Consider the following 21095-nt stretch of genomic DNA (forward strand, 5'->3'; position numbering starts at 1 on the left):
TGATGAGCACCACAACACACGATGCCCCGGAACAAGACCGGGACGCCAGCGCGCCCAGTCCGCAGCCCCAGCGTTGGAACAAGGGGAACAATGCTCCGGCCGGGGCTAAGCCGGCCGAGACCAGGGACGAGCGCAAGACGCGCCGGCGGCACCTTCGCGGGCGGTGGGATTTCAAGTACTCCCCATATCTCTACATCTCGCCTTTCTTCATCCTCTTCGGCCTGGTGGGCCTGTTCCCCCTGATCTACACGTTCGTCGTCTCGATCAATGACTGGGATCTGCTCGGCGGAGCAGGAGCCTGGATCGGCCTGGAAAACTACAAAGCCGAACTGACCTCTCCGATGTTCTGGAATTCCCTGTTCAATACCTTCAGCATCTTCCTGCTTTCGGCCATCCCGCAATTGGTGATCGCGACGTTCATCGCGGCCATGCTGGACCAGAACATCCGCGCCAAGACCTTCTGGCGCATGAGCGTGCTGGTTCCCTACGTGGTCACGCCGGTGGCCGTCACACTGATTTTCTCCTCGGCATTCGACGAGCAGTATGGCGTGCTGAACAACCTGCTGGCCGCCGTGAATATCGACCCGATCGCGTGGAAGACCGAGGTCTTCCCGTCGCATATGGCTATTGCGACCATGGTGAACTGGCGCTGGACCGGCTACAACGCGCTGATCCTGCTGGCAGCCATGCAGGCAGTGCCACGCGAACTGCATGAATCGGCGGCCATCGACGGCGCCGGCGTGATCCGCCGCTTCTTCTCGATTACCTTGCCCAGCATCCGCCCCACGATGATCTTCGTGATCATCACTGCCACCATCGGTGGCCTGCAGATCTTCACCGAACCCAAGCTGTTCAACCCCAGCAGCTCGGTTCCCGGCGGCCCGGACCGCCAGTACCAGACCACGGTGCTCTACCTCTGGGACCTGGCCTTCAATCGCGGGGACTTCGGACGCGCCTCGGCCGTGGCCTGGATCCTCTTCCTGATCATCATCGTGATCGGCGTGATCAATTTCCTGATCTCCGGATCCATCGCTTCCTCGGCCGACAAGAAGGGCGCCGGCAACACTGGCAGAACCCGAGCGGCACGTCGGGCAGCTGCCCGAGCCCAAGCCAAAGCAGCAAAGCCGGCCAACGGAACGCAGAGCGGAAGTGCAGCAAATGAGTAATGCAACAGTGGAACGCCCCGCGCGCCAGGTCCGTGCGCCCCAGCGCCGCGGCAAGAACTTCTCCATGGACCGCCGTCCTGGCTTCCTCACCTACGGAATCCTGCTGGCCTTCCTCATCGGCAGCACCTACCCGCTGTGGTATTCGTTCGTCATCGGTTCCTCCACCGGTGCGGTGTTCGCCTCGGCGTACCCGCCGCTGCTGCCAGGCGGCCAGTTCTGGACCAATGTCGCCGAAGTCCTGTACTCCGTCGATTTCTGGGCGGCCCTGGGCAACAGCATCATCGTCTCCTCGGTAATCACTTTCTCGGTGGTTTCCTTCTCCACCCTGGCAGGCTACGCGTTCGCCAAATTGCGCTTCCGCGGGCGCCAGGGGCTGCTGGTCTTCGTGATCGCGACCTTGGCCGTGCCCACCCAGCTGGGCATCATCCCGATGTTCATGATGATGAAGCAATTCGGCTGGACCGGCTCGCTGGGAGCCATCATCATCCCGACCCTGGTCACTGCCTTCGGCGTATTCTTCATGCGCCAGTACCTGGTGGAGAACATCCCCGATGAACTGATCGAGGCCGCCCGCGTGGATGGCGCCTCCATGATCGGCACCTTCTGGCATGTCGGGGTTCCAGCGGCTCGCCCGGCGATGGCGATCCTGTCGCTGTTCACCTTCATGACCGCCTGGACCGACTACCTGTGGCCCATGCTGGTGGCACCGCAGAACCCAACCTTGCAGGTGGCGTTGAGCCAACTGCAGTCTGCCCGATACGTTGACTACACCATCGTGATGACCGGGGCCCTGCTGGCCACGATCCCGCTGCTGGTGCTCTTCATACTTGCAGGCAAACAACTTGTATCCGGAATTATGGCAGGAGCTGTAAAGGGCTAATGATGAACCACCTATCCCAAAAATTCGCGTGGCCTAAGGAATTCTTGTGGGGCTCGGCTACGGCAGCAGCCCAGATCGAAGGCGCTGGCCATTCCTACGGCAAGGAAGATTCGGTCTGGGACGCCTTCGCCCGGAAGCAAGGGGCCATCGCAGGAGGTGAGAACCTCGAAGTCGCAGTGGACCACTACCACCGCTACCGCGAAGATGTGCAGCTCATGCGCGAACTGGGCCTGGACTCCTACCGGTTCTCCACCAGCTGGGCTCGCGTGGTCCCCGGGGGCCGCACCGTGAACCCCGAAGGCCTGGATTTCTACTCCCGGCTGGTCGACGAGCTGCTGGAGAATGGCATCCTGCCGTGGCTGACGCTCTACCACTGGGATCTGCCGCAGGCATTGGAAGAGCGCGGTGGCTGGACCAACCGCGAGACCTCCTACAAATTCCTCGAATACGCGGAGGCTGTGCATGAAAAGCTCGGTGACCGCGTGAAGCACTGGACGACATTCAACGAACCGCTGTGCTCTTCGCTGATTGGCTACGCCGCCGGCGAGCATGCCCCGGGACGCCAAGAACCTCAAGCCGCGCTGGCAGCGGTGCACCACCAGCATCTGGCCCACGGGTTGGCCACCGCCCGACTGCGCGAACTGGGCGCGGAGCATATCGGCATCACGCTGAACCTGACCAACGCGGTCCCGAATAATCCCGGCGATCCGGTGGATCTGGAAGCAGCGCGCCGCGTCGACGCATTGTGGAACCGCATGTACCTGGACCCTGTCCTGCGCGGTTCCTACCCCGACGACCTGCTTGAAGACGTCCGGGGTTTGGGGCTGGCTGAAGTCATTGAAGCAGGAGACCTGGAGATCATCTCGCAGCCAATCGACTTCTTGGGCGTGAACCACTACCACGATGACAACGTTTCAGGCCATCCGCTGCCCGCCGGCCAGCCGCAGCCCGTGGTGCCTACCGATTCGCCGAAGTCTTCGCCATTTGTCGGCAGCGAGTATGTGACCTTCCCGGCACGCGACCTGCCGCGCACGGCCATGGGCTGGGAAGTGAATCCCGAAGGGCTGCGCGTGCTGTTGAACCGGTTGAGCCGGGACTACGCTAACCTTCCGTCGCTGTACATCACGGAGAATGGCGCTTCCTACACCGATACGGTGACGGAAGCCGGAACCGTTGAAGATCCCGAACGCGAGGAATACATCCTCAACCACCTTGATGCTGTGGCCCGCGCGATAGAAGACGGCGTGGATGTCCGCGGCTACTTTGTCTGGTCTTTGCTGGACAATTTCGAATGGGCTTGGGGCTACGCGAAGCGCTTTGGCATTATCCACGTCGATTACCAGACCCAGGTGCGAACGATTAAGAATAGTGGCAAGGCCTACGCAGGGTTGATTGCCGCAAACCGTACAATGGCATAACACCTGAGCATGATGGTCCGCAGCCTGCCGATGGTGCTGCGGACCATCATCGTGTTTCACCGACGGACTACTGCAAGGCACCTGGATAAAGATCATGATCATGCACGAAGCGCGGAGCCCGAAACCGACCCTCGAGTTGGTGGCAGAACGCGCAGGTGTCTCACGGGCCACGGTCTCCCGTGTAGTGAATGGCTCGGATCGGGTGAAGCCAGGGGCTCGCAAGGCTGTTGAATTGGCGATCCGCGAATTGAACTACGTGCCTAACCGTGCCGCCCGTTCCCTGGCGCAGGGCCGGACCAATTCCATCGCCTTGGTGGTTCCCGAGAATACCGCGAAGTTCTTCGCAGACCCGTACTTCGCCAAGGTCGTCCAGGGCGCTGCCCAGTACTTGGCCGATACCGAATTCATGCTCACCTTGCTGCTGTCCACCGAAGCGGATCCGGTGAAAACCACCCGTTACCTGCAAGGCAGCAATGTGGATGGCGCGCTGGTGCTTTCGCACCACGCGGATGACCGTTCCTATGCGGATCTCGGAACTGTGTTGCCCATGGTTTATGGCGGACGCACCATGAGCACCGATCAAAAGGACATCTATGTTGTCGATATCGACAACATCGCCGCCGCCAGGCAAGCGACTGAGGTCATCCTTGGCCAGGGACGCACCAAGCTGGCAATTATTGCCGGGCCACAGGACATGGGCGCGGGACTGGACCGTTTGGTGGGATTCAAGCAGGCAGTTGAACGCGCGGGCCTGGAGCCTGCGGCTATTGAGATCGGCGACTTCACCCCGGCTAGCGGACGGCGCATCATGCAGCAGCTGCTGGACGCGGATGTTGCGGTAGACGGCCTGTTTGCCGCCAGTGCCCAGATGGGCTTCGGAGCTTTGCAAGCCCTAGGGGAAGCCGGTGTGAAAGTGCCGGAGGACATTTCGGTAACGTCCGTTGATGATGACTCTTTCGCGCGAAGCTCGACACCGCCGTTGACGACCATTGCGCAGAACCCGGAGCGCCAGGGCGAAATCATGGCGGAACTGTTGATCAAACGCATCAACGGAGAACAGGTACCCGAGTGGAGCATCATGGACACGAATTTGGTGTTGCGCGCTTCGCACTAGTCTGTTGCGGCACCGCTGCCGTTCACCGCCGGGATTTAACAAAAAAATTCCCACTCGATCGAGTGGGAATTTTCAGTTGGTGCGCCCAAAGGGATTCGAACCCCTGACCTTCTGTTCCGTAGACAGACGCTCTATCCAGCTGAGCTATGGGCGCATATTCATTTATTAGCAGTCTTGACGACTTGAATAACTTTACACGAGATTTCCGGGGAGCAAGAACCAAAACAGCAAAAAGTGCCGTGATTCACAAAATAACTAGTCGACTACGGAATCACTGGGATTGGAAGCCGAATGATCGTGCAATATCGCTTGGTAGAGGTTGTGGTTCTGCCAGCGTCCTTCGATCTCCAGATAGTTCGGCGCCATGCCAATTCGGACGAAGCCGTTCTTTTCAAGAACGCGCTGCGAGCCGTAATTGTGGGGGAGCGTACTGGCTTCCAGCCGGTGCAAGCCCAGATCGTTGAGCGCCACCGTGCGCAAGGTGGCCACGGCTCGGGAAGCCAAGCCCCGCCCGGTGTATTCATGATCGATCCAGTAGCCCAGGCTGGCGCTTTGGAATGCGCCACGGGCCACTCCGCTGATATTAAAGCGTCCGATGAGCGCATCCCGTTCGAAGAGCCCGAAGGGAAAGGCCAATCCGCTTCGGCGAGCTTCTGAGGCGGCTGCGAGGTGTGCCGCTTGCCGCGTCTCGGTGAAGAATTCTGCGGGGTGAGCCGGCTCCCAGGGCTCCAGGTGCTGTCGATTGCGCTGGTAGGACTCAGCGACTTGCTTTGCGTCGGCGACTTCCAGCAGGCGCAGGCTGAGCTGGCCGCCTAGAGCAAGCTGTGTCATCGGGCAATCCTTTGGGGGAAACAAAAAATTCCCACTCGAGCGAGTGGGAATTTTTCAGTTGGTGCGCCCAAAGGGATTCGAACCCCTGACCTTCTGTTCCGTAGACAGACGCTCTATCCAGCTGAGCTATGGGCGCATATTCTTTTGTGTGGCTTGTTCTCACGAACCTCGAATAACTATACAGGTCGATTTCGCGCTGTACAAATCGACGGGCAAAGCTAGTGGGTCCAGATGAACATAAGGTTATGTGAAGACGTTGAAAGGGTACCGGTCTACGTGACCTTCGTCACATAATCGAGTCAATTCGTTTAGGCCAACCCCCGGAATTTCGGGAATTTTTTCCTTCTGGTCCTCCGGGTTTCACTTTCATGAGGTTTCGATCACACGGCGCTGGAGTTGAGCACCTAATAGCCTTGATTTATTGCAAGTTCAGCCCAATGGAGGGAATGGATAATGAGCACGAGCTCGGATCAGAACGTTATCAGTGCAGCACCTACTTCGCACGAGAAGTTGGCATCCTGGGTTGAGGAAGTTGCCGCACTGACGAAGCCGGATCGTGTTTATTGGGTTGATGGGTCAGCTGAAGAAAATGATCGCCTGACTGCCGAGCTGGTTGAAGCCGGCACCTTGGTCAAGCTGACCGATCCGAACTTCCCTAACTCTTACGCTGGTTTCTCGGACCCCAAGGATGTGGCCCGAGTCGAAGAGCGCACCTTCATCTGCTCCGAAAAGGAAGAAGATGCAGGCTTCACCAATAATTGGGAAGACCCAACCAAGATGAAGTCCATGCTCAGCGGCCTGTTCGATGGCTCGATGCGCGGACGCACCATGTACGTCATCCCATTCGTCATGGGCCCGCTGAACGCGGAAGTGCCTGCCTACGGCGTGGAGATCACCGATTCCGCCTACGTCGTTGCCTCGATGCGCATCATGGCCAAGATCGGCAATGAAGTACTGCGCAAGATGGAAGCCGAGGACGCTTTCTTCGTTCCAGCGCTGCACTCGGTAGGTACACCCCTGGAGCCGGGCCAGGAAGATGTTGCCTGGCCATGCAACGAAGACAAGTGGATCGTGCACTTCCCCGAAGAGCGCGCCATCATGTCCTACGGTTCGGGCTACGGCGGCAACGCGCTGCTGGGCAAGAAGTGCTACTCGCTGCGCATCGCCTCGGCGATGGCCCGCGATGAAGGCTGGCTCGCAGAGCACATGCTCATCCTGAAGCTGACCAGCCCGCAGAACAAGTCGTACCATATTGCCGCGGCATTCCCGTCGGCCTGCGGCAAGACCAACCTGGCGCTGCTGGATCCAACCATTGAAGGCTGGAAGACTGAGACCCTGGGCGATGACATCAACTGGATGCGCATCGGCAAGGACGGCGAGCTGCGCGGCGTTAACCCCGAATACGGCCTGTTCGGCGTGGCGCCAGGCACCGGCTGGTCCACCAACCCGAACGCGATGCGCGCCATCTCCAAGGGCAACAACATCTTCACCAATGTTGCGCTGACCGATGACGGCGGCGTCTGGTGGGAGGGCATGACCGACGAGGCTCCTGCGCACCTGACCGATTGGTTGGGCAACGACTGGACTCCTGAATCCGGTCGTCCGGCAGCGCACCCTAATTCGCGCTTCTGCACCCCGATCGACCAGGTCGACATGCTTTCCGAGGACTACTACTCGCCTAACGGCGTGAAGATCGATGCGATCCTCTTCGGCGGCCGCCGCAAGACCACCATTCCGCTGGTGACCGAAGCCCGCAGCTGGACCAACGGCATCTTCATGGGTTCGACCCTTTCCTCCGAGACCACCGCAGCCGCTGCAGGTGCGACCGGAGTGATTCGCCGTGACCCGATGGCGATGCTGCCATTCATCGGCTACAACGCAGGCGACTACCTGAACCACTGGGACAAGATCTCGAACAAGCTCAACCCAGAGCAGATGCCGAAGATCTTCTTGGTGAACTGGTTCCGCCGCACGGCTGACGGTGGCTTCGCGTGGCCAGGGTTCGGCGACAATTCGCGTGTGCTCAAGTGGGCTGTCGAGCGTATCGAAGGCACCGCGGACGCCCGGGAAACCATCATCGGAAACGTCCCGACCGGCGAGTCCCTGGATTTGGCCGGCCTTGAAGGGTTCACCCCAGCCGACGTTGAAGCGGCAGTAGCCGTCAACAAGGATGAATGGGCTACCGAAGTCGAGGCCATCGAAGAGTGGTACGCCAAGTTCGGCGATGCGCTGCCGGCTTCGCTGCGTGCAGAGCTCGACGGCTTGAAGGATCGCCTGAACGCATAGTTGACTAGGATCTCCAGCAGATCCGCACAGTGAACGCCCCGGTGACTGGAATTCCAGTCACCGGGGCGTTCTCGTGCGCCACGGAGGAATTGTCACAATCCGGGTACAGTTTCCACACGCCGGGGCAAAGTGGGTGCAAAATCAACTATTTATGAAAAGATTGCTCTATGGTTTTGGCACGATTGATTCTCGGGCTGCTGTGCTTGTCGCCCATGACTGGCTACGAGCTCAAGAAGCACTTTGACTCCTCTATTAACCACTTCTGGAACGCAGACAAGGCGCAGATCTATCGCACTTTGGCGCAGTTGGTGGACAAGGGGTATGCCACCGTGCGCACCGTCGCGCAGTCGAATTACCCTGACCGCCAGGAACACCACATCACGGAAACGGGACGTGCGGCACTGGCCCAGTGGCTTTCTGCTGGTGCGGTGCAGTCTCCCGAGCGTGATCCCTTCATGGGGCAGGTGTTCTTCGCCGCCGAACTCGAACGCGATGATATCCAGAGCTTGCTGGAGGAGCGCCGCCAAGCCACGCAGTTCATCCTCGATGACTACCTCTCCCAGCGCGAAGGCATTGACATGCGAGCCGCTGCGGACCGTCGCAGCTTCCTGATGGCTGCCACACTTGACCATGCAATCCGACAACAAGCCGCGGAGCTGGAATGGCTCGACGCGGTATTGGAGTACTTGCCATGACTGCAGCCAAAGACCAGAACAAGACCCCTGCAAGCGGTGCCGGGCGCGATGCCACCGATTATCCGGAAGTGCATCCCGGGCGGCATCATGATGGGCAACGGTCGATGAAGACCCTGGTCTTCCTCCACGGCGGAAACGTCGGCAACTGGAGCTGGGACCCGCAGGTTCTGGCCTTTGGCGACTGCAACATCCTGACGCTGCACCTGCCGGCCTTTGGTGCCCGGTTCGAGGAAACCTGGGATGGCCTGGAATCCGCCGCCGATGATGTCGCCGCCTTGATCGCCGACGAGGTTTCCGAAGGCGGCGTGCATCTGGTTGGCATTTCCCTGGGTGGAGTGATTGCTTTGCACGTGGCCGCACGGCATCCGGAGCTCGTTGACTCCGTGCTGATTACCGGCACTCCGGTGACCGGTGTGGGGCAGGCGGCCCGGGCTTTCCAGCGGATGCAGCTCAAGCTCATTGGCAGCGAGTGGTTCTGGCGTTTCCAGGCTGGTGCCTACGGAATGGTGGATGATGAGCGCGAGCTGTTCACCGAGCACGGCGTGAAGCTCAAAGCCGAGAACATGCGGGCCATCATGGACGAGATGGACCCAGGGGGATTGCCGCAGAAGCTCGGCTCCTACCGGGGCCCGGTACTGGCCCTCGCTGGAGCCAAGGAGCCGAAAGTTGTGCAGAAATCCTTTGACGCGCTGCGCGCAAGGCTCCCGCAGGTGATCACGCGCGTGGTTCCGGGCATGCACCACCAATGGAATATCGAGAACCCGATCCTGTTCAACTCGGTGCTGCGCAAGTGGATTTCCGATGCGGGCCTGCACCAGATCCTAGTTGATCCGCAGGCTGCGAAGCCGGCACCCGGCGCGAAAGCAACACCGGTGGAACAAGCCGCTGAAGCGCCGGCGAATCAGGACCTGGAAGCCTGGGAGCCCGCGCCGCCAGCTCAAGAAGCCGGGCAGAAGAAGTCTGGCAGGTTCGCCGGGAAAATCGATCCTCGAAAGCTGGACTCGAAAAAGTTCGATTTGAAGAAGAAGGCACCGAAACAGGGTGGCAAGCCGGATTCTCCCGCGGATACCGGAAAATAAAGGCAAAAAAGTGCTGCAGGCGGATTCCCCATGGATCCACCTGCAGCACGGCTCTGTCACCAGGAAGCTAGGCGGCGAGCCATACATCCGGGCCGAAGACTTCATAGTGGATACGCTCGGCCGGGATGCCGGCTTCCAGCGCCTGGTTGCGCATTGCATGCATGAATGGCAGCGGGCCGCATAAGTAGACCTGGGCATTCCCGGTCAGTGCGCCGGCGAGATCCATGTAGCCGGACGTGGCGTTCAGCCCCTCCGGCAATTCCCCGCGTTCGAACCAGGTGCTGATGGTGGCTTCTGGCAGCTTGCCGATGGATTCGAGCATCTGCTCGCGCAATGGCCAGGCGGTGGCCGTCTGGTCTGCGTGCAGCACGGTGACCTTGCGGGTGGAGCCGCGTGCGGCCAGGGTCTGCAACGCGGCCGCACTCGGGGTGCAGCCGATTCCGGCGGTGGCGATCACCAGTGGCGAGCCATCGTCATCGATGACCAGGTCGCCATACGGATTCGATAGCTCCACCACGTCGCCGAGTTTCAGGCCATGGTGGATCACCGGGGAGAATTCGCCGTTCACATCCAGTTTGACCGTGACGGTGCGGCGGTCGGTTTGCTCGATGTCGCCGCTCAAGGTGTACTGGCGGACCTGGCGCAGGCCGTCGGCCATCGGCATGCGGACCGAAACGAATTGGCCCGGCTTGGCGACGGTGGCAGGGGTCCGGTCAGCTGGCTCGAAGCTGAAGCAGACCGAATCAACGCCGGTTTCGATGCGCTCGACAAGCTTCCACGGGGTGTAGATCTCGGCGTTGGCCTGCTGCGCGTACAAGCCTTTCTCGATCTTGACCAGCGCGTGGGCCATCAGCCAGTAGACCTCGGTCCAGGCCTCGGCGATCTGCGGAGTCAGCGCCTCGCCCAGGTCTTCGGCGATGGCGTCGAAGAGGTGCTTGTAGACGATGGGGTACTGCTCCTCGGCGACACCGAGGGAAGCGTGCTTGTGGGCTACGCGCGCGAGCATGGTTTCCGGAGTGGTGCCCGGGTACTTGACCAAGTAGGTTGCGAAGACTGCGATGGATCCCGCCAAGGCCTGCTGCTGGGTGCCGTTCTTCTGGTTCGAACGGGAGAAGATTCCGTCGAGCAGTTCCGGGTGAGCGGTGAACAGGCGGTTGTAGAAGTTCGGGGTAATGCTGGAAATGCGCTCTGCGATGATTGGCAACGTGGCTTCAACGACCGGGAAGGACTTCGTGGACAGCATCGGGTCTCCTTGGAGTAGGCGATAACTTGTATTCCAGATACAAGATTTATGATTCATTTCTACGCCTAGTAGAAAAGGATTGCAAATCCACCGGCCGGTATTCGTAACAGAAATCGGCGATGCGACCCCCGGGGGCCGCAGGGGAATCAGGAAAGGGCGCGCACCGTAGGGAAGGGGAGCGCCGTGAAGGGCATCGCGGATGATGCTGGGCAGATGTCCTGGATGGTCAGCGGGTCCAGTGAAGCGTAGAAAGCTTCGCGGGCCTGCCGGAAGACTGCCCGCAAGCGGCAGCTGCCCGAAAGCGGGCAGTTGGATTGCGCGTCATGATCGGAGCAATCCACAATATCGGTGCGCTTGTCCAACTTGCGCAGCAGTGAGCCGAGGGAAAAATCCAGTGCTCCATCGCTCAGCTGCGCGCCGCCATTGCGGCCGCGGGTGACCTGCAGGATTCCCAGCGTGCGCAGTTCCAGGACGGCTTTGGCAACGTGGTTGTAGGGAACCCCCACGGACTCGGCGATCTGGCGGCTGGTCAGTTGCCCGGTGCCGGGCGTTGCAAGGACCATGACGGTTCGCAAGCATACGTCGGTGAAGGCACTGAGTTTCATGATTCCTACTTTACGTGGGAAAAGCCTTCCGGGGTCAGCAGAGTGACTATGCCGACCCCGGAATCATCAACTGCGGTCTAGAGCGCGTTGGCCCAAATGGCTTCCGCCGACTCTGCCGCTGGCTCGTCGAAGATCCATTCGCCGCCTGGCTCTGCAGGCATGGTGTACGGCTGCACGATGGCCAAGGCCGCACCGACACGGTGCTCGGCCACAATGTGGATGGCATCCTGGTCGTTTTCCTGGAGCAGCACATCCGAGGCGACGGCGATCGCCTGGAAGTGGGTGCCCTGCTGGTTCAGCACCTGCATCAGGTCCGCAACCATGGCTTCGGTGTCGATGTCGGCTTCCGGATCCTCAGGATCATCCGTTGGCGGAACAGCGATCAAGCGCAGCTCCGGCTCGTCTTCCTCTTCCTTCGGCTCCAGCGCGATCGCAAAAGGCAGGAACACGCCCTGCTCTTCGAGCTGTTCGCGGGCCACGCCCAGGGCGGTGCCCAAGACCTTGTTCAGCGCGTCCTTGACGCCCTCATCCAGTTCTTCGAGGTTCATGTCTTCCCTTTGCTAGTTGGTGACGTTCTTTTCACGCACGATAGCCAGAACGGCATCGCGGATGGGCTCAATGATTTCTGCGGTCCGGCCTTCGCCGTTGAAACGCAGGAATGGTTCGGTGTTCGATGGGCGCAGATTGATCCACCAGCTGCCATCGGCCGCTGAAATGGTCGTGCCGTCCATGGTGATCACTTCTACTGGCTGGTCTTGGAAATGCGACACGACCCGGGCAGTGGCACCTGCCTTGTCCTCGACCTCTGAATTGATTTCACCGGTGGCAGCGTAGGGTTCGTATTCGGCACCCAGCTCGGAGAGCGGCAGTTCCTGCTCGCCCAGGGCGGCCAGCACATGCATGGCAGCGAGCATGCCGGTATCGGCATTGTAGAAGTCGCGGAAGTAGTAGTGGGCGGAATGCTCGCCGCCGAAGACCGCGCCCTGCGAAGCCATTTCAGCTTTGATGAAGGAGTGGCCTACGCGGGTCATCACCGGAACGCCTCCGGACTTGGCGACGAATTCAGGCACCGCCTTGGAAGTGATCAAGTTGTGGATGATCACCGGGGACTCTTCGCCAGCTGCCTGCACACGGGCGATTTCGCGCACCGCGACCAGTGCGGTGATAGCCGAAGGGGACAGCGGCAGCCCGCGCTCGTCGATCACGAAGCAGCGGTCGGCATCGCCGTCGAAAGCCAGGCCGAGATCGGCCCCGTGCTCCAGTACTGCGGATTGCAGGTCCTTGAGGTTTTCCGGTTCCAGCGGATTGGCCGGGTGGTTGGGGAAAGTGCCATCCAGCTCGAAATACAGCGGAACAATTTCGAGCGGCAGCTCAGCGAGCACCGTACCCCCAAGAACTGCGGGGGTAGTCATGCCGCCCATGCCGTTTCCGGCATCCACCACGATCTTCAGCGGACGAATGCCCGACAAGTCCACCAATTCTCGCAGGTATGCTGCATAGTCGGCCAGCACGTCGCGCTCGCTGATGCTGCCCTGCGGGGCGTCACCGGAGACCGGCAGTCCCTCGTCAAGGTACTGCTGGGCCAGGTCGCGAATGTCGAAAAGACCGGTAGCCGAAGAAATCGGGCGGGCGCCAGACTTGGACATCTTAATGCCGTTGTACTGGGCGGGATTGTGGCTGGCGGTGAAGACAACACCGGCGGCATTGAGCTTGCCCGATGCGAAGTACAGCTCATCGGTGGAGATCAATCCGAGCATGATCACGTTGGCGCCGCGGTAGGTGGCGCCACGAGCGAAGGCTTGGGCGAATTCTGCGGAAGATGGGCGCATGTCACCGCCAACCAGTACTTCCTTGCCGGACAGGGACAGGACGTCGACAAAGGCCGCGCCGATGGCTTCAATTGCTTCGGCATCCAGGTTCTCGCCGACTACGCCGCGTACGTCGTAGGCCTTAAAGCTCTGATTAAGATCAATTTCTTCACTCACGCCTTTCAGCCTACCGGTTTGACTGATTCAAATCATTGAGAACTAGGCGATTGCGGATGGGAAATGCCTAACATTTCAGCTATTTTCCCCTGTCGGCACCGCAGCTTGCGAGAGTTCATCCACAATTAGCGGACGCCACGGGCTAAATCGTGGGCAGGAACTGAAATACTGGAGGCATGGATGGCTCAACGCAAGTGGATCTGAAAACGCTGGCACTGCAGAAACTGCGCGCACTGGTGCAAAACCCGGACGCGCAGTTCCATGATGGCCAGTATGAAGCGATCAGCGCACTGGTGGCCGAGCGGCGCCGCGCACTGGTCGTCCAGCGTACTGGCTGGGGCAAGTCCGCCGTGTACTTCATCGCTTCCCTGCTGCTGCGAGAACAGGGCTACGGGCCAACACTGATCGTTTCCCCGCTGCTGGCATTGATGCGCGACCAGGTTGCGGCCGCGGAGCGTGCTGGAGTCCGCGCTGCGGCCATCAATTCGGCCAATGTGCTCGAATGGCGTGAAATCCTCGAAAAGCTGCAACGCAATGAGCTCGATGTGCTGCTGGTGTCCCCGGAGCGTTTGAACAATCCATCCTTCCGCGAGCAGCAGCTGCCGATGCTGATGCAGCGTTTGGGCCTGCTGGTCATCGACGAGGCGCACTGCATTTCGGACTGGGGCCACGATTTCCGCCCGGATTACCGCCGCATCCGGGACCTGATCGCCCGATTGCCTCAGGGCCTCCCGGTTTTGGCGACCACTGCAACAGCGAACAGCCGAGTAGTCCAGGACGTTGCCGAACAGCTGGCCGGCGGCACCGAGGAGGTCTTCACGCTGCGCGGCACCCTGGCTCGCGACTCGCTGCGCCTAGGTGTCCTGCGTCTGGCTTCGCCGCGCATGCAGTTAGCCTGGTTGCTCAGCCACATCGAGGACTTCAAGGGCTCGGGCATTATCTACACCCTGACGGTTTCTGCGGCCGAGGATATTGCTCGCCTGCTCAAGGATGCCGGGCACGAAGTTGCTGCCTACACCGGGCGCACCGATTTGGAAGAACGCGAACGCCTTGAACAAGCGTTGAAGAATAACGAAGTGAAAGCGCTGATCGCCACGAGCGCCTTGGGCATGGGCTTTGACAAGCCAGACCTCGGTTTCGTCTTGCACATCGGTGCCCCCAGCTCGCCCGTGGCCTACTACCAGCAGGTGGGCCGTGCCGGGCGTGGGAGCATCAACGCAGATGTCCTGCTGCTGCCCGGGCCCGACGACTCGGAAATTTGGGAATACTTCGCCACCAGCTCCATGCCGGACCAGGTGCGCGCCACCCAGGTGCTCGAGGCCTTGGCCAAGACCGACGGTGCGATGAGTGTCCCGGCGCTGGAAAGCGCCGTGAACCTTCGCCGCTCGCCACTTGAGCTGTTGCTGAAGGTGCTGGCCGTGGATGGTGCGGTGGAGCGCGTTGCCGGAGGCTGGATGCGCACCGACATGCCATGGACCTATGATGCCGATCGGTACAAGCGAGTGGCGCAGAGCCGGATCCATGAACAAAACCTCATGGTCAGTTACGAGAACACTCGCGGATGCCGCATGCAGTTTCTGACCGATGCCTTGGATGATCCCCAGTCTGCTCCCTGCGGCCGGTGCGACAACTGCGCTGGCGTTTGGTTTGACGACCATATTCCTGACGATTCGAAGGACAGCGCGCAGGCGGCACTTGGACGGGTGGGAGTTCCTATTGAACCGCGCAAGCTGTACCCTTCGGGACTGGACCGGCTGGGGTACACGCTCAAGGGCAAAATCGCTATTGACGAGCAGGTGGCCACAGGCCGGGCGCTGGCTCGCCTGACCGACCTGGGGTGGGGCAACCGATTGCGCCAGCTCTTTGCCGACCCCACCGATTCCCCTATCGACAAGGCGATGTTCGATGCGTGCATCAAGGTGCTTGCCGAATGGAATTGGGAGGAACGTCCAGTGGGCGTTGTAGCCATGCCATCGAATAAGCGTCCCCAGCTGATCACCTCCCTTGCTCAGGGCCTAGCTGAGGTGGGACGTTTGCGCTACCTGGGGCAGCTCGAATATCGCGGTGCTGGACCACAGAATGGCCCGGGCGGGAATTCCGCTTTCCGTGTGGCTGCGGTTGCCGATGCTTTTGAACTTCCAACGCAGCTCGAACAGCTCATTGCCGACGCTCCAGGGCCGGTGCTGCTAGTTGATGATCTGGTTGATTCCCGGTGGTCCATGGCGATGGCTGGGCGGGCCCTGCGCATCGCCGGCGCACCGGGTGTCATGCCTTTCACTTTGGGCGTAGCCGGGTAATCGCACAGTTAAACAAAGTAGTCTGGAAGTATGGAATTTCTCATCTGGCTCGTTGTCCTCATCGCAGTGATTGCCCTGGGCTACTTCGGTCTGCAAGCGCTGCGCAAGAAGAACACTGCGCAAATCGCGCAGGCGATTTCCCGTGAAGCAGCGCAGGCGGCAAACGCGAGGCTGGATGATGCTTCACGCAATTCGGTGTACCGCAATCTGGCCAAGGGCGACGTCATGGGCGCGGTCAAGGATTTCCGCGCTGCTACTGGCGACTCGGTCAAGGATTGCGTGATTGCAGTACGCAGCCTCGACAAGTACCCGCAGACAGCCCCTGCCAAGGAATTGCCGAATGATGATGCCGAGATCAAGGCTTTGAGCGACAAACTCGAAGCTCAAGTTGAGCGCGAAGATCGTGAAGCGGCCGCCACTGCCGCAGAGGATGCCACACCAGCACCTGCCGATGACACTTGGGTTGTACCCCAGGAATGGAGCGAGCAGTTCGGTTCCCTTCAGGAACCAAGTGCTACGCACTTCAAGATGGCGTTCGAACTTGATGGCGAGAACCGCGAATTTTCCAGCGAACAACTGCCGGCAAATGAATACGACCAGCTATTCTCCATGCTGCGGGATTCCAATTTTGAAGAAGCGGCAAAGATCCTGCACGGCTATACGGATCTGCCGGTCGAAGACCTGGAACGCATGATCGCGACGTCTCCCATGTCTGGCGCGAGCGCCAACGGCAATATTGCAGACTTCCGCTTTGAAGGCCAGGGCCCGGATGGTCCAGTGCATTTCGATGCTGCCGAACTTCCAGAAGCTGACCGCGAAGCGCTCTTCGACGCAATCGCCGATACCGATCTGGACCGGATGTCGGACATCATTGTTCGCCACACCTCGTTGCCAGAGGATATCGTGCAGAACATGCTGCGGACCTTCGTTAAGCGCGACGACCAGTAGCGGAGAAACTGCTGTCCTGGAGTTTTGAAAATCCCCCGGATTCACCGAAAAATCGGTGAATCCGGGGGATTTTCCGTATTCGGAACGTTCTCGTCGAAAAAGTGCCATATGAACGAAAAACCCCCTACCTGAGTAGGGGGTTCTTGGCGGACACGGGGGGATTTGAACCCCACCCCAAAATCGGCTCGGAACCCGATTGTAGCCCGGAATAATGCTGGAAATCAAGATTTGCCCGCGTTTGGAGAACAGTACTAAACAGCACTGGAAAGCGCTCCACTGAACTGCGATTCCCCCCATTGGGGGGGCGAAGTTTCCCGTCACACCATGGCCAATTGTCGCCCGCTCCGGTTATGCTTATTGCAACCTCTCATTCGAACATACCTTCGAACTAACAGGAGAAGAAGTAGTGCCCCAGAGCATCGACCAGACCAACGAGAAAAGCGCCACCGTTTTCACGATGACGCTCTCCCGACTAACCGCAACTGACATTGCCGCGCTGTCGTTAGTTACCGGACTCTGCCCCGGTGAACTCTTCGATAGCCTTGCGAAGCACTTCGCCAGGATCTAAGTTCAGCTCCTTGCAGATGAGTGCAAACAGTGGAGCCGGGATGTCCCGCTTGCCGTTGATGTAACGGCTAAGCGAGACGAGGGTAATTCCGGTTCGCTCTGCCAGCTCTTTTACTGGCATTCCAGTTCGTCCGCCCGTAACGCTCTGAAGCTGGCTGGCGATCGACTGGGATAGTGGGTTGTTGATGTCCATATGGATATAGTAGCACCAATTCGGACGCGCTCGCGTCCGAATTGGTGCTTTTTTTATTTATATCCAAACGGGCTTGCACGCGTCCAAATGGACGTGTACGCTGGGAATCATGATCAACGAAATCGCAGAGAAGATTGCCAACGCAATCGAAGCTCAGAAAGATAACGGGGTCACCCGTTCCAGCACGGCACTCGCATCCGGGATTCCTCGCAACACGTTCAACCGCAAACTGAACGCAGGCGGCGCGGACTTCACCGCATACGAAATCGCCCGCATCGCAATAGCCCTCAACATCCACCCCGCAGAACTCCTACCAAAGGAGTTCAAGAACAAAATCGTTCGCAAGGACGCGGCATGACACGCAAATCAGAATCCTACGCAACAACTTCGGACCTCGCCGATGAGTACAGACTCAAACCGATCACGGTCCAACGACGAGCAAAAGACGGAACCTGGCCAGCCGGCAAAGTAGGAAACCAATACAGGTTCTCCCCGGAGCAGCAAGAAGAAATCCGTCAAATAGTCCTCGGTAAACGAGGCAACCAAATTGATAAGAACCGCATCGCGGAAGCACTTCGAAAAATCGCCTAACCGGCACCCCGCCCCAACGTTCTGGGCACACATTCACCGTAGTACCTAACCATCTTTCCGTTCATGGGTTCGCCCGTGACGCTGAAACAGGGGCTATTTGTTGACCCCGGAAACAGGAACATCATGACCGTCACCGGTTACCAGAAGAAGATTATGGACGCTGTGCCTGAGATGAAGAAGTCGAAGGCTGAGAAGCTCGCACACAAGATCGCTAAGCGGGCTGCCGCGATGCAGGAGCAGTTCGATTTCTTCGAGTCGCTCCGCATCATGGGCATCATCTCAGACCCCACCGCACGAGACGCAGTACGCAACCTAGAAGGAGCAACAGCATGAGCAAGCACGTTGATATTGACCAGTTGGAACGAGACATGGGCGATGGCGGTGGCGAATACGTCAGCATCCACTATTCGGATCTCATCAACTTGATCGAACGCGTTAGGGCAGGCGAACAGCTTCGGAGCGAAATTACGGAGGTTGCGAAGAGTTTTTGCTTTGTCGGCTAACCCCAACCCCAAAAGTAAAACCCGCTAGTTGCAACCTAGCGGGTTTCGTGTTTCTAGAAAGGAAACAAAATGAATACCTCTATCGTACCAACCATCGAGCGTAACGGTTCGGATCTTGTTGTTAGCTCGGAGCAGATCGCGCTTGGTGCGGATGTTCAGCATAAAAACGTTTTGGAGCTGATCGCCAAGTATGAAGAGCGAATCAATCGGTTCGGACAGGTCGCGTTTGAAACGCGAGCTGGCTATAACAATGCTCAGGTTCGCGTCGCCCTACTGAATGAGCAGCAGTCCACATTGATCATGTCGTTCATGCGCAACACTGAACGGGTCATGGACTTCAAGGAAGCTCTCGTGAAGGGCTTCTACGAACTTGCCCGCACGGTCAATAAGCCGCTCAGTCCGGATGAGATTGTTGAGCAGGCTTTGGCGATCACCGCCGCCAGGGTGAAGGAGCTCAACTCTTATATCGAGGTCATCGAGCCGAAAGCCAACGCATGGGACTCAATCGTTTCCAGCGCTGGTTCCTGGTCTTACAACGACGCTGCGAAAGTATTGTGCGAAGAAGGGCAGATCCAGATCGGTGAGAAGCGTCTTGTGTCCCGTCTGATCGACTGGGGCTTCTTGTACCGAGACGCTAAGGGTCGCCCTCACGTTTACCAGAAGGACTTGGAACGTGGCTGGTTCACAGTGAAGGCGCGCACGTATCGGGATCATGTGACTGGTGAGGAGAGGGAATCGTCGGCTCCGCAGGTTCGGTTGACGGGTTCGGGTTTGGATATGGTTCGCACTCGTTTGTTGGGTGAGTCTAATGTTGCCTGATCCTATCCCTGCGTCTTTGCTTCCGTTGAATGACCCGCCCGCACATCGTCGTTTCCCGTGGGTGTCCGTTTTCATTTGGTCGTGTATAACCCCGTTCGCGGCCCTAGTTTTTGTTGTCATAGCAGACATGGAGTGGTGGTAATGAAGGAGAACCTTAGTTCTGGTCGGCTTGAGTTTTTGCGGGATCTTGCCGTTCAGCATCCTGACAACGTGATTTTGGAAGGCGAAACCGTCGTCGCGCTAATCACCCGCCTCGAACAGGCTGAGCAGGCCGTGGCAAGAGTGCGGGAAGTCATGGGAAAGCCTTGGGGAAGTGCTATCACAGCCAAGCACATTGTCCGCCGCGCCCTGGACGGTGAGCCGAATGAGTGAGAACGGACTCCACAAGATCCCGGCCATGCGAACCGCGTTGGTAGCGATCCAAGAACTGCACCCCATCGAGCAAACGGGCGTTGAGTATCACGATGTCAAAGAGGTGTGGTGCCCAACGTGCGTAGTCCATGCGCCGTGTGACACCCGCCGCCTGACTGACGACGCGTTAGAAGGCGACCGTGGGTAAGTGCAAAACGTGTAAGGACTGTGGCGGCAAGGGCTACTTCGACCGTAGCCACCTGGGGAAGATTCCGGTCGGTTGCCGAACGTGCGAGGGCGAGGGATACACGTACCGCACCGGCCCGTACCGGCTCGCTGACGGCACCTGGTCAGACGGCGTAGACCGGTCAAAGCGGATCGACTTGCGGCAGGTCACCGACCGCTACGAGGTCACAGTTCGGCCAGGATACTTCCACGTCTGGCACAACTCAGGCCAGCCCGCCGAGTTCTATTCCTTCGCCGAAGCTATCGCCTACGCCGACCGTACCGCCCGCACCACCAAGAACGGAGACAACAAGTGATCAATAAGATTTTCGACAGTGACAGCACAGATAACCGTGTGCTGGAAGTAGGCCGAAACGGTGAACGCCCTTGGATGAACATCCGGGATGGCGCTACGGGCGACAAGATGTTCCGAATCAAACTCGAAGATATGCCCGAGATTCTGCGATCGCTGGCGGATGTTACAGCCGGAGCGAAAGCTGAGATCAAAGTTCGGGAGCTGGCGGAGTTGGAAGCCGAAGCGCTGGAACTGTACAACGTTTGTATGACCGGCCATAACCTAACCAGCTTCGACGGTTTAGGTGGGGCACTGCGGGACCAGTGGCTCGCTGTTGCCCGTAAAGCACGCGAAATGAGGGTAGAGAAGTGAGTGATTACATCGGCAACCCGTTAGGCCGTGAGTACACCAAAGCTGAGATCGCCGCTGGTGTTCGTGTTGGCGTGGCTCGCAAGGAGAAGAAATTCAACCCGTGGCCACAAGTCGAAATAGTGACTACCGGGCAGATGATGTACGCGACCGGGTCTTACTGGCCTAATCATGCCCGCAAGATGGCTAACGATTGGGCATTGGTCGCTGATGCTATGGAACGAGAATGGAGCAAAGCAGATGACTAACCAGCCCCCGCTAAACCCGGACGGAATCGAAGCGGCAGAGAATGTGTTTATTTTCATGTGCGCGGATGGGTACACCCCTAAAGCTGAGGACGCTGCTGAAAGCCTTGTGTCCGCTTACCTCGCCGCCGCCCAGCCGGAAGTGAACAGCGTGGAAGAACTCGACGCGCTGCCGCCTTATAGCTACGTGCAGGGCTGGGACGGGTTCAAGCATGCCAAAGACTGGAACGGTGGATGGCACTTGATTGTCAACCGCCCGTCAGGCGCCCCGCACCTTTCGGGAAGCATCGAACTTCCCGCCCGTGTCCTGTACCGCCCGGTGGTGGAATCATGAGCCGTTTTGGTGACCGTGATTATTCGACGTGTGGCCCTGGTTGTGGGTGCGACGAC

25 protein-coding genes and 2 tRNA genes are annotated in these 21095 nt (G+C 59.1%); 19 read left to right on the top strand and 8 right to left on the bottom strand.

Features of this window, described 5'->3' with window-relative positions:
- Positions 1–2 precede the first annotated feature (2 nt).
- The 4 genes from ACIP6G_RS16180 (at position 3) to ACIP6G_RS16195 (ending at position 4578) form a co-directional block, all read left to right on the top strand.
- Positions 3–1166: a carbohydrate ABC transporter permease gene (locus tag ACIP6G_RS16180; protein WP_400291243.1), complete on the top strand. Its 1164-nt coding sequence runs from the start codon at positions 3–5 to the stop codon at positions 1164–1166.
- A complete protein-coding gene (locus ACIP6G_RS16185; protein WP_400291245.1) occupies positions 1159–2046 on the top strand; it encodes a carbohydrate ABC transporter permease in 888 nt (295 codons plus the stop codon). Before ACIP6G_RS16180 ends, ACIP6G_RS16185 begins: the two co-directional genes overlap by 8 nt.
- Positions 2046–3464 carry a GH1 family beta-glucosidase gene (locus ACIP6G_RS16190; protein ID WP_400291247.1) on the top strand — a complete coding sequence of 473 codons (1419 nt, stop codon included), beginning with the start codon at positions 2046–2048 and terminating at the stop codon, positions 3462–3464. The genes ACIP6G_RS16185 and ACIP6G_RS16190 overlap by 1 nt, the downstream gene beginning before the upstream one ends.
- Positions 3465–3564: 100 nt before the next feature.
- Complete coding sequence (locus ACIP6G_RS16195; protein ID WP_400291249.1) at positions 3565–4578, top strand: LacI family DNA-binding transcriptional regulator; 1014 nt, start codon at positions 3565–3567, stop codon at positions 4576–4578.
- A 77-nt stretch (positions 4579–4655) separates the two neighbouring features.
- Here ACIP6G_RS16195 and ACIP6G_RS16200 read toward each other — a convergent pair.
- From ACIP6G_RS16200 to ACIP6G_RS16210, 3 genes are all read right to left on the bottom strand, one after another.
- A tRNA-Arg gene (locus ACIP6G_RS16200) sits at positions 4656–4732 on the bottom strand.
- Positions 4733–4833: 101 nt separating this feature from the next.
- A complete protein-coding gene (locus ACIP6G_RS16205) occupies positions 4834–5409 on the bottom strand; it encodes a GNAT family N-acetyltransferase (protein WP_400291251.1) in 576 nt (191 codons plus the stop codon).
- A 59-nt stretch (positions 5410–5468) separates the two neighbouring features.
- Positions 5469–5545, bottom strand: a tRNA-Arg gene (locus ACIP6G_RS16210).
- Positions 5546–5862: 317 nt separating this feature from the next.
- Between ACIP6G_RS16210 and ACIP6G_RS16215 the strand changes: the two genes are divergently transcribed.
- From ACIP6G_RS16215 to ACIP6G_RS16225, 3 genes are all read left to right on the top strand, one after another.
- Positions 5863–7695 (top strand): phosphoenolpyruvate carboxykinase (GTP), encoded by a 1833-nt coding sequence (locus tag ACIP6G_RS16215; RefSeq protein ID WP_400291252.1) that lies wholly within the window; start codon positions 5863–5865, stop codon positions 7693–7695.
- A gap of 167 nt (positions 7696–7862) precedes the next feature.
- A complete protein-coding gene (locus tag ACIP6G_RS16220; protein ID WP_105658806.1) occupies positions 7863–8390 on the top strand; it encodes a PadR family transcriptional regulator in 528 nt (175 codons plus the stop codon).
- On the top strand, positions 8387–9469 hold the full coding sequence (locus tag ACIP6G_RS16225) for an alpha/beta fold hydrolase (protein WP_400291254.1): 1083 nt from the start codon (positions 8387–8389) through the stop codon (positions 9467–9469). The genes ACIP6G_RS16220 and ACIP6G_RS16225 overlap by 4 nt, the downstream gene beginning before the upstream one ends.
- 67 nt (positions 9470–9536) lie before the next feature.
- Here the strand turns inward: ACIP6G_RS16225 and ACIP6G_RS16230 are convergent, their stop codons facing one another.
- The 4 genes from ACIP6G_RS16230 to ACIP6G_RS16245 form a co-directional block, all read right to left on the bottom strand.
- A complete protein-coding gene (locus tag ACIP6G_RS16230; RefSeq protein ID WP_400291256.1) occupies positions 9537–10712 on the bottom strand; it encodes a globin domain-containing protein in 1176 nt (391 codons plus the stop codon).
- 146 nt (positions 10713–10858) lie between these two features.
- A complete protein-coding gene (locus tag ACIP6G_RS16235; RefSeq protein ID WP_105662496.1) occupies positions 10859–11317 on the bottom strand; it encodes an Rrf2 family transcriptional regulator in 459 nt (152 codons plus the stop codon).
- A gap of 77 nt (positions 11318–11394) precedes the next feature.
- The gene (locus ACIP6G_RS16240) at positions 11395–11865 is read right to left on the bottom strand and encodes a hypothetical protein (RefSeq protein ID WP_105658802.1); all 471 of its coding nucleotides are present in this window, start codon (positions 11863–11865) and stop codon (positions 11395–11397) included.
- 12 nt (positions 11866–11877) lie between these two features.
- Complete coding sequence (locus ACIP6G_RS16245) at positions 11878–13311, bottom strand: phosphomannomutase/phosphoglucomutase (RefSeq protein WP_166650881.1); 1434 nt, start codon at positions 13309–13311, stop codon at positions 11878–11880.
- 167 nt (positions 13312–13478) lie between these two features.
- On the opposite strand from ACIP6G_RS16245, the gene ACIP6G_RS16250 reads away from it, so the two are divergent.
- The gene (locus ACIP6G_RS16250) at positions 13479–15599 is read left to right on the top strand and encodes a RecQ family ATP-dependent DNA helicase (RefSeq protein ID WP_332498832.1); all 2121 of its coding nucleotides are present in this window, start codon (positions 13479–13481) and stop codon (positions 15597–15599) included.
- A gap of 30 nt (positions 15600–15629) precedes the next feature.
- Positions 15630–16547, top strand: coding sequence for a hypothetical protein (locus ACIP6G_RS16255; protein WP_400291258.1), 918 nt, complete (start codon positions 15630–15632; stop codon positions 16545–16547).
- 502 nt (positions 16548–17049) lie between these two features.
- On the opposite strand, the gene ACIP6G_RS16260 is transcribed toward ACIP6G_RS16255, so the two are convergent.
- The gene (locus ACIP6G_RS16260; RefSeq protein WP_400291260.1) at positions 17050–17307 is read right to left on the bottom strand and encodes a helix-turn-helix domain-containing protein; all 258 of its coding nucleotides are present in this window, start codon (positions 17305–17307) and stop codon (positions 17050–17052) included.
- A gap of 109 nt (positions 17308–17416) precedes the next feature.
- Here ACIP6G_RS16260 and ACIP6G_RS16265 point away from each other — a divergent pair, with 109 nt between their 5' ends.
- From ACIP6G_RS16265 to ACIP6G_RS16310, 10 genes are all read left to right on the top strand, one after another.
- Positions 17417–17665, top strand: coding sequence for a hypothetical protein (locus ACIP6G_RS16265; RefSeq protein WP_400291262.1), 249 nt, complete (start codon positions 17417–17419; stop codon positions 17663–17665).
- Positions 17662–17898, top strand: coding sequence for a hypothetical protein (locus ACIP6G_RS16270; protein ID WP_400291264.1), 237 nt, complete (start codon positions 17662–17664; stop codon positions 17896–17898). The genes ACIP6G_RS16265 and ACIP6G_RS16270 overlap by 4 nt, the downstream gene beginning before the upstream one ends.
- Before the next feature lie 75 nt (positions 17899–17973).
- Positions 17974–18231, top strand: coding sequence for a hypothetical protein (locus tag ACIP6G_RS16275; protein WP_400291266.1), 258 nt, complete (start codon positions 17974–17976; stop codon positions 18229–18231).
- A complete protein-coding gene (locus ACIP6G_RS16280; RefSeq protein WP_400291267.1) occupies positions 18228–18401 on the top strand; it encodes a hypothetical protein in 174 nt (57 codons plus the stop codon). Before ACIP6G_RS16275 ends, ACIP6G_RS16280 begins: the two co-directional genes overlap by 4 nt.
- Positions 18402–18470: 69 nt before the next feature.
- Positions 18471–19220: a phage antirepressor KilAC domain-containing protein gene (locus ACIP6G_RS16285; RefSeq protein ID WP_400291268.1), complete on the top strand. Its 750-nt coding sequence runs from the start codon at positions 18471–18473 to the stop codon at positions 19218–19220.
- A 141-nt stretch (positions 19221–19361) separates the two neighbouring features.
- Complete coding sequence (locus ACIP6G_RS16290) at positions 19362–19592, top strand: hypothetical protein (protein ID WP_400291270.1); 231 nt, start codon at positions 19362–19364, stop codon at positions 19590–19592.
- A gap of 179 nt (positions 19593–19771) precedes the next feature.
- Complete coding sequence (locus ACIP6G_RS16295; RefSeq protein WP_400291271.1) at positions 19772–20113, top strand: hypothetical protein; 342 nt, start codon at positions 19772–19774, stop codon at positions 20111–20113.
- Positions 20110–20463, top strand: a complete 354-nt coding sequence (locus tag ACIP6G_RS16300) for a hypothetical protein (RefSeq protein WP_400291273.1) — start codon at positions 20110–20112, stop codon at positions 20461–20463. The genes ACIP6G_RS16295 and ACIP6G_RS16300 overlap by 4 nt, the downstream gene beginning before the upstream one ends.
- The gene (locus tag ACIP6G_RS16305; protein ID WP_400291275.1) at positions 20460–20708 is read left to right on the top strand and encodes a hypothetical protein; all 249 of its coding nucleotides are present in this window, start codon (positions 20460–20462) and stop codon (positions 20706–20708) included. Before ACIP6G_RS16300 ends, ACIP6G_RS16305 begins: the two co-directional genes overlap by 4 nt.
- Positions 20701–21039, top strand: a complete 339-nt coding sequence (locus tag ACIP6G_RS16310) for a hypothetical protein (RefSeq protein ID WP_400291277.1) — start codon at positions 20701–20703, stop codon at positions 21037–21039. The genes ACIP6G_RS16305 and ACIP6G_RS16310 overlap by 8 nt, the downstream gene beginning before the upstream one ends.
- Positions 21040–21095: the final 56 nt, after the last annotated feature.

The organism is Glutamicibacter sp. NPDC088483 (assembly GCF_044753145.1).
Lineage (GTDB): Bacteria > Actinomycetota > Actinomycetes > Actinomycetales > Micrococcaceae > Glutamicibacter.